The sequence below is a fragment of the Kitasatospora sp. NPDC004723 genome (genome assembly GCF_040609255.1).
Taxonomy (GTDB): Bacteria; Actinomycetota; Actinomycetes; order Streptomycetales; family Streptomycetaceae; genus Kitasatospora.
On sequence record NZ_JBEXJT010000004.1, the window covers coordinates 235,968 to 252,425 of the forward strand.

General features: G+C 74.8%; 2 protein-coding genes and 1 pseudogene. All 3 read right to left on the bottom strand.

The window, feature by feature from the left end:
* Nucleotides 1-15: 15 nt before the first annotated feature.
* Nucleotides 16-14,448 carry a type I polyketide synthase gene (locus ABZW10_RS07420; protein ID WP_355361312.1) on the bottom strand — a complete coding sequence of 4,811 codons (14,433 nt, stop codon included), beginning with the start codon at nucleotides 14,446-14,448 and terminating at the stop codon, nucleotides 16-18.
* Nucleotides 14,449-14,656: 208 nt separating this feature from the next.
* Nucleotides 14,657-15,025, bottom strand: a pseudogene (locus ABZW10_RS07425) (aminotransferase class I/II-fold pyridoxal phosphate-dependent enzyme); the annotation flags it as partial.
* Nucleotides 15,026-15,366: 341 nt separating this feature from the next.
* Entirely contained in the window at nucleotides 15,367-16,458 is a 1,092-nt protein-coding gene (locus ABZW10_RS07430; RefSeq protein ID WP_355361314.1) for a hypothetical protein, read from the bottom strand.

Sequence of the window (16,458 nt, forward strand, 5' to 3'; positions counted from 1 at the left end):
AGTGCCAGCTCTCTCTCAGGCGTTGCCGAAGTCGTTGTCGATCAGGGCGAACAGCTCGTCCGCTGTCGCCGTTTCCGTCGCCGTGGCGGTGTCGTGCACCGGTCCGGGTGGTGGTGCCTCGCCGCCCGGTGCGCCGGCTCGCCGGCGCCAGCCGCGCAGCAGTTCGTCCAGTCGTTCGCCGACCCCGTCGGTGTCGGCCGCTCCGGGCGGGACGGCCGCGAGGAGCGCGGCCAGCCGGTCCAGCTCGGCCGGCAGCGGCGAGGGGGGTTCGGGCGCGGCGGACAGCTCCGCGTCCAGGTAGGCGGCGAGCGCCTCGGGCGTCGGGTGGTCGAAGACGACCGTCGGCGGGACGGTCAGCCCGGTCGCCTCACACAGCGCGTTCCTGAACCGCACCGCGAGCATCGAGTCGAAGCCGACCTCGGAGAAGGAGCGTTCCGGGCGCACCGGACCGGCTCCGGGATGGCCGAGGACCGCGGCCGCGTGCCGGATGACCAGGTCGGTCACCGCTTGACGGCGTGCCTGCCGGTCCAGCGGGGCCAGCCGGGCGGCCAGTCGTACGGCGGGGGTGCCCTCGTCGTCACCCGCGGCCTCCGGAGTGTCCTCGGCCGGCACCCCGGTGGCGGCCGCGACGGCCGTCCGGCCCGGTGTGGGCAGCCAGTACCGGTCGCGTTGGAAGGGGTAGGTCGGCAGCAGGACGGGTGCCGGGCCGCCCGGCCCGGGGGTCCCCGTCCAGGGCGACCAGTCCACCGGACCGCCGCCGGCCGCCCACGCCTCGGTCAGTGAGGCCAGCAGCCGGTCCCGGCCACCGTCGCCGCGCCGCAGCGTGCCGACCGCCGCCACCTCCCGCCCGGCCTCCGCGGCCACCGCCTCGATCCCGGCGAGCAGCACGGGATGCGGGCTGACCTCGACGAACAGGGTGTGACCCACGTCCAGCAGGGCGCGGGTCGCTCCGACGAAGTCGACCGGCTCGCGCAGGTTGCGGTACCAGTAGGCGGCGTCGAGCGATTCTCCGGCGACGGGTTCGCCGGTCACCGTCGAGTAGAGCGGGACGGCCGAGGCGCGGGGGCGTATCCCGGTGAGGGCTTCGCGCAGTTCGTCCTCGATCTCGGCGACCTGGGCCGAGTGGGCCGCGTAGTCCACCGGGATCGTCCTGGCCCGTACGCCTTCCCGGTCGCAGGCCGCGAGCAGGGCGGCCAGCTCCTGGGGCTCCCCGGCGACGACCACGGCTGCGGGGCCGTTCACCGCGGCCACGCACGCGCGTCCGCCGGCGGGCAGCAGGCTCGTGGTCCGCTCGGCGGAGGCGGCGACCGACACCATGCCGCCGCGTCCCGCCAGCCTCAGCAGCGCCCGGCTGCGCAGCGCCACCACGAGGGCCGCGTCGTCGAGCGACAGCGCTCCGGCGACGCAGGCGGCGGCGATCTCGCCCTGGCTGTGCCCGACGACCGCGTCCGGGGTGACCCCGGTGTCGCGCCAGTGCGCGGCCAGCGCGACCATCACCGCGAAGAGCACCGGCTGGACGACGTCCACGCGGTCGAGCGTCGGTGCGCCGGGCGCACCGCGCAGCACCTCGGTCAGGGACCAGTCGGTGTGCGGGGCGAGCGCCCGTTCGCAGGCGGCGATGGCGGCGGCGAACGCCCGGGAGGAGTCGAGCGCCGCCACGGCCATGCCGGCCCACTGCGAGCCCTGGCCGGGGAAGACGAAGACCGTACGGCCGCCGCGCGCCCGGTCCTGCACGGCGTCGGGCGCGGGTTCTCCCGCCGCGAGGGCGTCCAGCCAGCCGAGGAGCGCGTCGCGGTCGCGGCCGGTGGCGGCTGCCCGGAAGGGCAGGGCGGGGCGGGTGGTGGCGAGCGCGCGGGCCAGTCCGGCGGCGCCCCCGTCGGGGTCGGCCCGCAGGTGCTCGCCCAGTCGGCGCGCCTGTCGGCGCAGGGCCGCGGGGGTCATGGCGGAGAGCAGCCACGGAACCGTGGTCCCGGTGCCCTCGGACGGTTCGCCGTGCGTGCCTTCGGGCAGCGGGGCGTCGGCGTCGGCGGGTGCCTCCTCCAGAACGGCGTGGGCGTTGGTGCCGCTCATGCCGAACGCGGAGACGCCGGCCCGGCGCGGCCGGTCCCCGTCCGGGGCGTCCCAGGGGCGGGCGTTCGCGAGCAGCCGGACCGCGCCGGCCGACCAGTCCACCCGGCTGGACGCCTCCTGTGCGTGCAGGGTGCCGGGGAGCACGCCGTTCCGCAGTGCGAGCACCGTCTTGATGACCCCGGCGACCCCGGCGGCGGCCTGGGTGTGCCCGATGTTGGACTTCAGCGACCCCAGCCACAGCGGGCGGTCGGCGGGCCGGTCCTGGCCGTAGGTGGCCAGGAGGGCCTGCGCCTCGATGGGGTCGCCCAGCACGGTGCCGGTTCCGTGCGCCTCGACCAGGTCGATGTCGGCGCCGGACAGTCCCGCCGTGGCCAGCGCGCTCCTGATCACCCGCTGCTGCGCGGGGCCGCTCGGGGCGGTGAGGCCGTTGCTGGCACCGTCCTGGTTCACCGCGGTGCCCCGTACCAGGGCGAGGACCGGATGCCCGAGGCGGCGGGCGTCGGAGAGGCGTTCCACGAGCAGGACGCCCACCCCTTCGCCCCAGCCCGTACCGTTCGCCCCTTCGGCGAAGGAGCGGCAGCGGCCGTCGGGTGACAGGCCCTGCTGGCGGCTGAACTCGACGAAGACGTCCGGGCTCGCCATCACCGCGGCGCCGCCGACCAGGGCGAACGAGCAGTCGCCGGCGCGCAGTGCCTGGCCGGCCAGGTGCAGTGCCACCAGGGAGGACGAGCAGGCCGTTTCCACGGTCACGGCGGGGCCGCCGAGTCCGAGGGTGTAGGCGACGCGGCCGGAGGCGACGCTGGTGACCGTGCCGCTGAGGAGGTGCCCCTCGACCTCGTCGGACGGGTTCTGCGGGCCGGTGCCGTAGCCCTGGGCGGCGACGCCGACGTAGACGCCGCCCTCGCTGCCGCGTACCGACGCGGGATCGAGTCCGGCCCGCTCCAGTGCCTCCCAGCTGGTTTCGAGCAGCAGTCGCTGCTGTGGGTCCATGGCCAGTGCTTCGCGCGGGGAGATGCCGAAGAACTCCGCGTCGAACTCGGCCGCCCCGTCCAGGAATCCGCCGCCGGTGGTGTAGAAGGTGCCCGGGTGCAGGGGGTCCGGGTCGTAGAGGGTGTCCAGCGGCCAGCCGCGGTCGGCGGGCAGCGCGGCGACCGCGTCCACCCCGTCGGCCACCAGTCGCCACAGGTCCTCGGGCGAGCGGACGCCGCCCGGGAATCGGCAGGCCATCGAGACGATCGCCAGGGGTTCGTCGGCCGCCCCGGGCCCGGCCGCGCCGTCGACGGAGGCTGCGGAGTCCGTCGCGGCCATGCCGGTCGTGCCGTCGGCGTCCGGTTCCGTGCCGCTCAGCGCGGCGAAGAGGTGCGCGGCGAGGGCGGCTGCCGTCGGGTGGTCGAAGACGGAGGTGAGCGCGAGCGGCAGAGCGGTGGCCTCGGCCAGCCGGTTGCGGAGTTCCACGGCGGTGAGCGAGTCGAAGCCCACCTCGCGGAACGGGCGGTCGGCCGCGAAGCCGGCGGCCGACTCGTGGCCCAGCACGGCGGCCGCTTCGCTCCGGACCAGCTCCGTCAGCAGTTTGCGGCCCTCCGGCTCGGACAGCCGATGCAGCCGGTGCAGCCACGACGGGTCGCCGCCCGTACCGGGTCCGGACCCGGCGGAGGTGTCCGCGGCTACGGGGCCGCCGTCCGCCGCCCGGGGCTCCGGGGCGGTCGGCAGGCCGCGCAGCAGCGCACTGTCCCGCACCGAACCGAAGGTGGGCGCGAAGCGGCTCCAGTCCAGCTCGGCGACGACCGGTTCGCCCTCGTCCAGGGCCAGCGCCAGGCCGAGCGCGGAGAGCGCCGCGGCGGGGGCCATCGGCACCAGCCCGTGGCGGCGCAGGCCGTCGCCCACGGCGCCGTCGGCCATGCCCGCTCCGGCCCAGGGGCCCCAGGCCACCGAGGTCGCCGGCAGGCCCCGGCCGCGCCTTGCCGCGGCGAGGCCGTCCAGGTAGGCGTTGGCCGCCGCGTACGCGCCCTGGCCGCCGCTGCCCCAGGTGCCCGAGATCGAGGAGAACAGCACGAAGGCGTCCAGCGGGCGGCCTTCGAACAGGGCGTCGAGGTGGGCCGCGCCGCGTGTCTTGGCCGCCGTCCGCCGGGCCAGTTCCTCCGGCGTGCAGTCCATCAGCGCGGTGTCCGAGGTGAGTCCCGCGGTGTGCACCACAGCCCGTACGGTGTCGCCCTCCTCGCGCAGCCGCTCCAGGACCCGTTCCAGCGCGGTGCGGTCGGCGACGTCGCAGGCCACGAGGGTGCTCCGGGCGCCGAGCGCCGCCAGAGCGTCGACCAGCGCGTCGGCTCCGGGGGCCTCGGGGCCCCGTCGGCTGAGGAGGACGAGGTGTTCCGCGCCGCGCTCCGCGAGCCAGCGCGCCACCTGGGCACCGAGGCCTCCGGTGCCGCCGGTGACGAGGACCGTGCCGCGCGGCGTCCACGGTGCGGGCGCGGGTGTCGCGGGCTCCGGCGCGGGGACGAGCCGGCGGCCCAACGGCACCGGCGCGCGTACGGCCACCTGGTCCTCGCCGTCCCGTCCGGCCAGCACCGCGCACAGCCCGTCCAGCGCGGGCCCGTCCAGCAGCTCCGGCAGGTCGACCAGGCCGCCCCAGCGCCGCGGGTGCTCCAGTGCCGCCACCCGGCCCAGGCCCCACACCTGGGCCTGTTCGGGGCGGACCTCCTCCGTGCCGTGAGCCGCCACCGCGCCGCGGGTGGCGCACCACAGGGGTGCGTCGATGCCGCTTTCACCCAGTGCCTGGAGCAGCAGCAGAGTACCGGTCAGGCAGGCGTCGAGGGTCCGCAGGCCCGGGTGGGGTCCCTCGGCCAGGGCCAGCAGGGACAGGACGCCCTCCAAGGCGCCGAACTCCGGGAGCAGCAAGGCCAGCTCAGCGCGCTCGACGGCGGCCCCGACCCGGATCACGACCACGTCGGCGCCGTGTCCGGCGAGCGCCTGTTCGCAGGCGAGTGCGGTGTCCTCGGCGCCGGGTCCGTCCGGGGTGACGAGCAGCCAGCGACCGGAGAGACGGGGCTCCGCGGGCGCGGTGAGCGGCTCCCATGCGATGCGGTAGCGGTGGGGGCCGGCGGGGACCACGGTCCCCCGGCGGGAGCGCCAGGCGGCGGGGGCCGGGTCCAGCGCGGCTTCCGGCCAGAAGCGCCTGCGCTGGAAGGCGTAGGTGGGCAGGTCGACCCGCCGCACGTCGGTTCCGCTCCAGCCCGCCGACCAGTCCACCGCTACGCCGCGCAGGTGCAGCGAGGCGAGTGCGGTGCGGACGGCGTCCGGCTCGCCGCGGCCACCGCGCAGCAGCGGTACCGTCCCGGGGCCGCCGGGGGCGGGGCCGGAGGTGGGGGTGGAGGTGGGGTCGGGGAGGCAGGCCTGGAGCATGCCGGACAGCACGCCGCCCGGTCCGAGTTCGAGGTAGGTCGTCGCACCCTCGGCCCGCAGCCGGCGGGCCCCTTCCAGGAAGCGCACGGTGCCCCGGACGTGGCGTACCCAGTGGTCGGGGGAGCGGAGTTCCGCGGCCGTGGCCGTACGCCCGGTCAGGTTGGAGACGATCTCGATGCCGGGCGCGTGGTAGGTCAGCGACTCGGCCACCTCCCGGAACGCGTCGAGCATCCCGTCCATCCGGGCGGAGTGGAACGCGTGGCTCACGCTCAGGCGCCGGGTGCGCCGTCCGCGGGAGCGGAACGCCCCGGCCAGGCGCCGTACCGCGTCCGCGTCACCGGACAGGACCACGGAGGTGGGCCCGTTGACGGCGGCGATGTCCACCGCGTCCCGGCCCGGGTCGTGGTCCGCTTCGCGCTCCGGGACGGGGTGCCCGGTGCGGTCGTCCAGCAGGGCCCGGCGCACTTCCTCCTCGGTGGCCTCCACCGCCACCATCGCCCCGCCCTCGGGCAGTTCGTCCATCAGCCGTCCCCGGGCCGTCACCAGTGCGCAGGCGTCGGGCAGGTCCAGTACGCCCGCCGCGTGGGCGGCGGCGAGTTCGCCGACGGAGTGCCCCATCAGCAGGTCCGGCCGCACACCCCAGTGCCGTACGAGCCGGAACAGCGCCGTCTCCAGGGCGAACAACGCGGGCTGGGTGTACCGGGTGCGGTCGAGCAGATCCGCACCGGGGGTTCCGGGCTCGGCGAACAGGATGTCGCGCAGGCGCAGGTCGAGGTGCGGGTCCAAGCCGGTCAGCACCTCGTCGAGGGCGTCGGCGAACACCGGGTCGTCGCGGTAGAGCTCCGCACCGGCTCCGGCCCGCTGGCTGCCCTGTCCCGGGAAGAGGAAGGCGGTCCGGCCGGAGCGTACGGCGCCGCCGGTGAGCAGTCGGCCCGCTGCCGTGCCGCGCGCGAGCGCGGTGAGCGAGCGCCGGACGGATGCCCGGTCCCGTCCCAGGACGGCGGCCCGGTGTTCGAGCGGGGCTCGTCCCGTGGCGAGCGAGTAGGCGACGTCCGCCAGTTCGACGTCCGGGTCGGCGTCGAGCCGGGTCACCAGCCGGCCCGCCTGTGCCCGCAGTGCCTCCGGTGTCCTGGCCGAGAGCAGCAGCGGCACGGGCGGGCCGGTACGGCGGGCGGTGGGGGTGGCGGTGACCGCCGCGACGGCCATCGTGGCGGTCGCGGCGGTGTCCGAGGTGGGCACGGCCGGGGTGTCGGTCCGGTCCGGGGTGTCGGTCCGGTCCGGGGCGGGCACGACCGCGATGGCAGGCGCCTGCTCGATGATCGCGTGCGCGTTGGTGCCGCTGATGCCGAACGACGACACGCCCGCCCGACGCGGGCTCCCGGTCTCCGGCCACGGGGTGTGCTCGGTCAGCAGGCGGATGCCGCCGCCGGACCAGTCGACGTGCGGGTTCGGCGTCCCGGCGTGGAGGGTTCCCGGCAGTTCGCCGTGGCGGATGGCCAGCACCATCTTCATCACCCCGGCCACCCCGGCCGCCGCCTGGGTGTGCCCGATGTTCGACTTCACCGAGCCGAGCCACAGCGGACGGTCCGCCGTGCGCGCCGGTCCGTGAACGGCCTGGAGCGCCTGCGCTTCGATGGGGTCGCCGAGCCTCGTGCCGGTGCCGTGGGCCTCGACCGCGTCGATCTGGTCGGCGCGCAGCGCGGCGTCGGCCAGGGCGGCGCGGATGACCTGCTGCTGGGACGGGCCGTTGGGAGCGGTGAGCCCGTTGCTGGCGCCGTCCTGGTTCACGGCGGTGCCGCTGATCAGCGCGAGTACGGGGTGGCCGTGGCGCAGGGCGTCGCTGTGGCGCTCCAGCAGCAGCACTCCGGCGCCTTCGCCCCAGCCCGTGCCGTCCGCCTCCGCCGAGAACGCCTTGCACCGTCCGTCGGCGGCGAGCCCGCGCTGACGGCTGAACTCCACGAAGAGCCGCGGGGTGCTCATCACCGTCACCCCGCCCGCGAGGGCCTGCTCGCAGTCGCCGCGCCGCAGTGCCTGCACGGCCAGGTGGAGCGCCACCAGCGACGAGGAGCACGCGGTGTCGACGGTGAGTGAGGGCCCCTGGAGGCCGAGGACGTAGGACAGCCGCCCCGAGAGCACGCTGGCCGTGTTCCCGGTCAGCAGATGACCCTCGGACACTCCCTCGGCGCCCTCCAGCAGCGCGGAGTAGTCCTGGCCGTTGGTACCGATGTAGACGCCGACCTGCCGGTCCTTCAGCGCGGTCGGATCCTGCCCGGCGCCCTCGACCGCCTCCCAGGCGGTTTCCAGGAGCAGCCGCTGCTGCGGGTCCATGGCCAGGGCCTCGCGCGGCGAGATGCCGAAGAACTCCGCGTCGAACTCGGGGACATCGTGCAGGAAGCCGCCCTGCCTGCTGTACGTGGTGCCGGCACGGTCGGGGTCCGGGTCGTACAGCCCCTCGGTGTCCCAGCCCCGGTTCGACGGCCAGTCGCCGACGGCGTCGGTGCCCTTGGAGAGCAGGTGCCAGAAGTCCTCGGGCCGTGTGACCCCGCCGGGGAAGCGGCAGCCCATGCCGACGATCGCGATCGGCTCGTTGCTGCCGGGCTCCGCCGCCCGGCTCGGCTCGGCGCCGACGGGGCCGGCGGGGCCGGCGGTACCGCTCGCCGTGTCCGGCAGGTCCAGGTCCGCGAGCAGCCGGCCGGCCAGGGCCGACGGTGTGGGATGGTCGAACAGGACGGTCGCGGGCAGGGCCAGTCCGGTGACGGCAGCGAGCCGGTTGCGCAGTTCCACCGCCGTCAGCGAGTCGAAGCCGAGCGCGGAGAACGCCCTTCCGGGCTGGACCGTGTCGACGTCGGGGTGGCGCAGGACCGTCGCCGCGTGGGTGCGCACCAGTTCGGTGAGGGTCCCGACCCGGTCCTCGTGGCGCGGCAGTACGGCGATCCGCTGCCGCAGGCCGTCGGCGGAGCCGCCGCCTTCGCGGGCCGCCGACGGTGCGGTGGTGTCCGGGGCGGGCCTCGCGGCGGCCGGGTCCGGTATCCCGTCGAGCAGGGCGGCGGACCGCAGGCCCATGCCCGTGGTGAAGCGCCTCCAGTCGACATCGGCGACCACGACCAGCGCGTCGTCCTCCGCGAGGGCTCGGCCGATCGCGGTGACGGCCGTTTCGGGCTCCATCACCGGCATGCCGAGGTCCCGCAGCCGCGCGGCGACGTCGTCCGCCAGCATGCCCGGCCCGGCCCAGGCGCCCCAGGCCACGGACGTGCCGGGCAGCCCGGCGGCCCGGCGGGCGGCGACGAGCGCGTCGACAGCCGCGTTGGCGGCCGCGTAGTTGCCCTGTCCGGCGTTGCCCACGACGCCCATCACCGACGAGAACACCACGAAGGCCGACAGGTCGAGACCCGCGGTGGCCTCGTGCAGGTTCCGTGCGGCGGTCAGCTTGGCGCGCAGCACCACGGCGAGCCGCGCGGGGTCCAGCGCGTCGAGCACACCGTCGTCGAGGACGCCCGCTGCGTGGATGACGGCGGACAGCGGGTACCGCGCCGGGATGCCGGCGACCAGCGCCGCCAGTGCGTCCGGGTCGGCGACGTCGCAGGCCGCGAAGGTCACTTCGGCGCCCAGCGCCGTCAGTTCCGCCCGCAGCGCGTCCGTACCGGGTGCGTCGGCACCGCGACGGCTGACCAGCAGCAGCCGTTCCGCGCCCTGGCCCGCGAGCCAGCGCGCCGTGTGCGAGCCGACGCCACCGGTGCCACCGGTGACGAGGACGGTGCCCTGCCATCGCGGTCGCGTCCGCCCCCGGACGGCCGCGCCACCGTTGCGGGCCTTCGGCGGCACGGACGACGCGGGCCGGAGGCGGCGTCCGTGGACCCCGGTGGAGCGCACCGCCACCTGCTCCTCATCGGCCACGGCTCCCGCGAGCACCGCGCACAAGCGGCGGGCCGCCCGTACGTCCAGCGCCTCGGGCAGGTCGATCAGACCGCCCCGGCGGTGCGGGTGCTCCAGCGCCAGCGTCCGGCCCAGAGCCGCGGACGCGGCCTGACCGACGTGTCCGGGCCGCTCCGCGCCGCCCAGGACCGCCGTTCCCTTCGTCAGCGTCCAGAGCCGGGCGTGGATGCCCGCGTCCTCCAGCGCCTGGGCCAGCGCGAGGGTCAGCGCCGGACCACCGGGCAGGTCGGGGTGTTCGGGATGGGGGCGCTCCTCCCAGGACAGCAGGGACAGCACGCCGGCGATCGGCTGCTCCCCGGCGGTCTTCGTGAGCAGAGCGGCCAGTTGTTCGCGGGTCGTGCCCGGATCGGCGACGACGCACGGGAGGAGGTCGGCTCCGGCCTCGCCGAGGGTGTCCAGGACGGCCGCCGCGTCGTCGCCCTCGGGACGCAGGGCGAGCCAGCGACCGGGGAGGCCGTCCGCCGGCGCGACCGACAGGGGCGCCCAGGCAACGTGGTAGCGCCAGGACTCCGCCCTCCGTTCACGGTTCCTGGCGGAGCGCCAGGTCGTCAGGGCGGGCAGGACTTCGTCCAGGGCCGCACGGCCGACCCCGAGGGTTTCGGCGAGCCGGGCGGGGTCCTCGAGTTCCAGGTCGTCCCAGCGGTCTTCGGCGGGGGCGGCCGGAACGGCGACGGGGGCCGTCAGCCAGTAGCGCCGCCGCTGGAAGGCGTACGTCGGCAGGTCCACCCGCCGCCCCTCCGGGAACGCCGCCGACCAGTCCACCTCCAAGCCGCACTCCCACCCGCGGCCCACCGCGCGCAACACCTGCTCCAGGCCGCCTTCTTCACGCCGCAACGTCCCCAGCACCGCAGCGTCCGCACCGGCGGCCTCCACCGACTCCCCCACCGCCACGCCCAGCACCGGGTGCGGGCTGGACTCGATGAAGACGCGGTGCCCGGCCGCGAGGAGCGCGCGGGTCGCCTGCTCGAACTCGACGGTCTCCCGCAGATTCCGGTACCAGTACCCGGCATCAAGGGACTTCGTGTCCAACAGGCCAGCCGTCACGCTCGAATAGAACGGCACCGCACCGGAAAGAGGCACGATGTCTCCCAGGTCGGAGAGCAGCCGCTCACGGATCTCCTCCACGTGCGAGGAATGCGACGCGTAATCGACCTCGATCAGACGCGCCCGCACACCCTCGCCGACAAGCCCGTCGACCAGTTCCGCCACCGCGTCCGCGTCACCCGCCACCACCGTCGACGACGGACCGTTCACCGCCGCCACCGACAACCCACCTGCCCACGGGGCGATCCGCTCCCGCACCGCATCCACCGGCAGAGGCAACGAGGCCATCCCACCCCGACCCGCCAGCACCCTGATCGCGTGGGAACGCAACGCCACCACCCGCGCCCCGTCCTCCAGACTCAGACCACCCGCCACACAAGCCGCAGCGATCTCACCCTGCGAATGACCCACCACCGCGTCCGGAACAACACCGAACGAACGCCACACCTCCGCCAGCGACACCATCACCGCCCACAACACCGGCTGCACCACATCCACCCGCGCCAGCAGCACCTCCGAACCCAGCACCTCCGTCAACGACCAGTCGACATAAGGCGCCAGAGCCCGACCGCACTCCGCCATCCGCCCCGCGAACACCTCCGACTCACCCAACAACTCCGCAGCCATCCCCACCCACTGCGAACCCTGACCCGGAAACACCAGCACCACACGACCCGACGACACCCCGGCACCGCCGGCCACCGATCCCGGTGCCAAACGCCCCTCCGCCAGCGCCTTCACCCCACCGAGCAACTCACTCCGGTCCCCGCCCACCACCACCGCACGGTGCTCGAAGCACGCACGCCCCACCGCCAGCGAGTAGCCCACGTCCGCCATGTCGAGCCCGGGCTCCGCCACCACCCGTGCCGCCAACGCCTCCGCCTGCGCCCGCAGAGCCTCCGCACTGCGCGCCGACACCGGCCACACCACCGTCCCAGGACGCCGGGCACCCTCCACCGCCCCGACCGGAGCCTCGGCCGGCGCAGACTCCAAGATCACGTGAGCGTTGGTCCCGCTGATACCGAAGGAGGACACACCCGCCCGGCGCGGACGGCCCGTGTCGTCCCACGCACGGGCCTGCGTCAGCAGTCGGCCGGCCCCCGCCGACCAGTCCACCTCGGGCGTCGGACCGTCCACGTGCAGCGTCTTCGGCATCACACCGTGCCGCATCGCCAGCACCGACTTGATGACACCGCCCACACCCGCCGCGGCCTGGGCATGGCCGATGTTGGACTTCAGCGAACCGATCCACACCGGACGGTCCACCGGACGGTCCTGCCCGTACGTCGCCAGCAGCGCCTGCGCCTCGATCGGGTCGCCCAACCGCGTCCCCGTACCGTGCGCCTCCACCACATCCACCTCGGACGCCGTCAGACCCGCGTCCGCCAGCGCCGCACGGATCACCCGCTGCTGCGACGGACCGTTCGGCGCCGTCAGACCATTGCTCGCACCGTCCTGATTCACCGCCGAACCACGGATCACCGCCAGCACCGGATGCCCGTTGCGCCGCGCGTCCGACAACCGCTCCACCAGCACCATGCCCACGCCCTCGGCCAGGCCGAAGCCGTCGGCGGCTGCCGCGAAGGCCTTGCAGCGGCCGTCCGGGGCCAGACCGCCCTGACGGCTGAACTCCACGAGCATGCCGACCGTGGACATCACGGTCACGCCGCCGGCCAGCGCAAGCGAGCACTCGCCCGACCGCAGCGCCCGTACCGCGAGGTGAAGGGCCACCAGCGAGGAGGAGCACGCCGTGTCCACGGTGACCGCCGCTCCCTCCAGACCGAGGGTGTAGGCCAGTCGGCCCGACGCGACGCTTCCGGTGTTGCCGGTCAGCAGGTGGCCGCCCTCGTCGGCGCCCTGTTCGAGAGAGGGCCCGTAGTCCATGGTCATCGCCCCGACGTAGACGCCCGTCGGGGTCCGCCGCAGGGTGGCCGGGTCGATCCCGGCCCGTTCCAGCACCTCCCAGGTGGTCTCCAGCAGCAGCCGCTGCTGCGGGTCCATCGCCGCCGCCTCGCGCGGCGAGATGCCGAAGAACTCCGCGTCGAACTCGGCCGCACCGGCGAGCGAACCCGCCTCTCGCTGGTAGTACCGGCCCGGCGTCCCTGGTGCGGGGTCGTACCGTCCGGCGGTGTCCCAGCCGCGGTCGTCGGGCAGCGCGGAGACCGCGTCGGCACCTGCCGCCACCAGCTCCCAGAGTTCGTCGGGGCTGCCGACACCGCCGGGGTAGCGGCAGCCCATGCCGACGATCACCACGGGGTCGTCGTCCTCGGCCCGCCGCACCGGCTCGTCCGCGTCCGTGTTCCCGTCGGGCCGGTCGCCGCTGATCCCGGCGCAGAGGTACGCGGTCAGGGCCGCCGGTGTCGGGCAGTCGAAGACCACCGTCGCCGGGATGCGCAGCGCCGTCGCCGCACTCAGCCGGTTGCGCAGTTCCACGGCGGTGACGGAGTCGAATCCCAGGTCGAGGAAGGCCAGGTCGGCGGGGACCGGATCGGACCGCCCGGTCAGCGCGGCGATCTCCTCGCCCACCAGCCGTGCCACCGCGGCACGCCGCTCCGGTACGTCCAGTCCGGCCAGCTCCGCGCGGAACGCGGTGCCGGCATCCCGGTGACCGCCCGCGCCGCCCGCGCCGCCCGCGCCGCCCGGCCCGTTCGCGTCCCCCGGACCGGGCTCCGCGAGCGCCGCCAGGGCAGCCGCCGGCAGTTCCCGTACCCGGGCGTGCTGCCCGGCGAACAGCACGTCCCGTTCCGGGGTGACACCGCGCACGTACAGGTCACCGAGCGAGGTCAGGAACCGGCCCGGACCGCCCTGGTCCCGGCGCAGCGTCCCGAGGACGGCGGCCTGCGCACCGTGTTCCTCCGCGCAGTCCGTGAGGGCGGAGGTCAGCACGGTGTGCGGGCTGACCTCCAGCAGGACGCCGTACCCGTCCCGCAGCAGGGCCCCGGCCGCCTGGTGGAACCTGACCGTGTTGCGCAGGTTGCGGCACCAGTAGTCGGCGTCCAGGGCCGGGACGTCCAGTCGTTCCCCGGTCAGTCCGGAGTAGTAGGGCAGATGCGGTGTGCGGGGCCGGATCGGTGCGAGGTCGGCGCGCATCCGGGGGACGATCGCGTCGATGTGGGGGGAATGGGCGGCCAGGCCCACCGCGATCCGCCGTGCGTGCACCGCGTCCGAGGCCAGGTCGGCGAGGAGTTCGGCCGCGGCGTCGCGGTCGCCGGAGACGATCACGGACCGCGGGCCGTTGTACGCGGCGACGACGAGGCGGCCGTCCCAGCGGCGCAGCCGCGGCTCGACCTCGCCGGCCGGGGCCATGACGGAGACCATGTCGCCCTGCCCGGCCAGGGTCGCCTGGGCCTGGCTCCACAGCGCCACCACCCGCGCGGAGTCGTCCAGGGACAGCGCGCCGCAGACCGCGGCGGCGGTGACCTCGCCGACGCTGTGCCCGAGCACGGCGGCCGGTTCCACACCGTGGGACCGCCACAGCGCGGCGAGCGACACCGTCACGGCGAACAGCAGGGGCTGCACCACGTCGGCCCGGTCCCCGGCGGGTGCGCCCGGCGCGTCCGGGTCGCGGAGCACGTCGATCGGCGACCAGTCGACGAACGGTTCCAGGGCCTGCGCGCAGGCGTCCATCCGGTCGCGGAACACCGTGGAGGTGTCCAGCAGGTCGACCGCCATCCGGGGCCATTGCGCGCCCTGTCCGGGAAACACGAAGGCGACCCGGCGGCCTGCCCCTGCGGCGCCCTCCACCAGGCCGGGCATGCTCCTGCCGTCGGCGAGCGCGTCCAGCCGCTGCAGGAATCCGTCACGGCCGTCCGCCACCAGTGCCGCCCGCCGGCTCCCCTCGGACGCGGTGCGGGCGAGGGTGAACGCGATGTCCTGGGGACTCCAGTCGTCACGACCGGCCAGGTACGCGTGCAGGCCGCGCGCGCCGGCCGCCAGCGACTCCTTGCCACTGCCGGCCAGTGTCCACAGCAGCGGTGCTTCCGTACCGTCGGGGTGCGCCATCGTGTGTTCGGACTCCTTCACGCGAGCAGGACCATCAGTCGCCGGATCGTGGCGGGGCGCCCGCTCCCACGGGTCGCGCGGCGACCGGGACGCCTTCGTCATGCCCGGCGTGTACCGCCACCGGACCTGCGACGTCGATCTTGCCCAAGCCGCATAGCGGCCCGATAGCGCAGGCCGCGACACGACGCGGATACGGGGAGCGGGCGGGTCACGGAGCCGCGGGAGAGCCGCGCGCACCCCGTGGGGCGGGTCGGCCGTGCGTTCCGGCGGACCGCTGCGGGCCCGGGGTCCGGGTCATCCCCGGCTCCCGCCGGATCCCGTCCAGCGCCGCGACGAACTCCTCGACCTCCGAGGGCTGGTGGACGGCGCCGGGCGCGCTCCTGAGGATCTCCTGGCCCGCGCGCACGCTCGGCGCGTTGACGGCCTGTCCGTAGATGCCGTGGCGTTCCAGCAGCAGGGCGGAGATCCGGCGGGCGAGTGCGTCGTCCCCGACGAAGGTCGAGACGATGTGGGACTCGTCGGAGACGAAGGGGAATCGGTGTTCGGTGAGCAGCCGGTGTGTCAGTCGCGCGTTCTCGCGGAGCGCGCGGGTCGGCGCGGGTCGGCGCGGGTCGGCGCGAGCCGCGTCGAGGAGATCGTCATCCAGGGGCGGGGAGCGGATGGCGCCGTACAGGTACCCGCGGCGGGTGGAGTTCGTCGACGCCTTCCCCCTCGGCCCCAGCGGCAAGGTGCTCGAACGGGAGCTGGTCGCCCGTTTGAGCGCCGCGGATCCGGACGAGCCGCCGGGCGACCGGCCGCGCCCGCACTGAGCCCGAGCCCAGGCGGTCGAACGGGGTGCGGCCCGATCGGGCCGCACCCCCGCCGCCTCCCGTGCCTACGGATGCTCCGTCCGGCGTGCGCACCCCGGTCCGGGGCGGGCTACGGCCTGGTGTCGTAGAGGTTGAGCCCGCCGATGATGTCCGAGCCGTCGACCCAGAACTCGCTCCTGTTGCCGTACCGGTCGTAGGCGGCGATCTCCAGCGTGTACCACTCCCCCCAGTCCGTCAGCGGCCCGTTCGGGAGGTGCCAGCCGTCGCCGCCGGTGGTGGAGTGCACCCAGGTGAAGCACAGGTAGCGCTCGGGGTAGCTCCGGTCGTAGATCCTCGCGTAGTCCCACCACTTGTTCCCGTCGGGGAAGTTGACGACCTCCCCCAGGCTGTGGCCGTCCGACGGGACGTAGTACGCGGAGTCGTGCGGCTCCTGGTTCCAGACGTAGCCGCCGTAGAAGTTCTTGCGGTGGTTGTCGGACGGGATGTGGCTGGAGAAGAACCCCTGGTAGCCGGACTGGCTGAAGCAGTTCCACACCTTGAAGGTGACGAAGTGGTTGTCCCTGGAGTCCAGCGACAGGTAGTAGTTCCAGGCGTCCGTCGTCACGTACTTGGTGTTGCCGCCGTACTTGGTCGTCGTGCGCGCGTACTCCCAGCTGACGTCCCCCCGCCGGTACACCACGGCCGACCTCGGCTTGAGCGTGACCTTGTCGTGGAACGTGCCGTTGAGGGAGCTCGTGACGCTGTCGTCGGTATCGGTCCTGACCAGAACACCGATCGACTTCGGGTTCGCCACCCCGGACCCGCAGTAGACGTAGAAGGTGATCTGCTGGATCCCGTTCTCCGCGGTGGAGACCACGGCGCGTTCCTCGGAAACGGAGGCGGAGGCGGAGGCGGAGGCGGAGGCGGAGGCGGAGGCGGAGTCCGTGGACCCGGGAATCGCGGTGAACTGGTTCGCGCTGTCCGTGTAGGACCAGCTCGAGCCGCTCTTCCAGGAGAGCGTCGACTCGTCGACGTAGTCGATGAGCCACATCCGGGAGAGCAGGTGCCCGGGGTCGACCCAGATGACCTCCGCGTCCTCGTCGGTCGGCTGGATGCTGACCGTGACGGCGATCCTGTTCTGTCCGTTCGCGTAGATGTCGCAGTTCTGATAACCGCTCTCGAGTACGACCGAGAGCGTCGACACACCTGTCCAGGTCGGCAT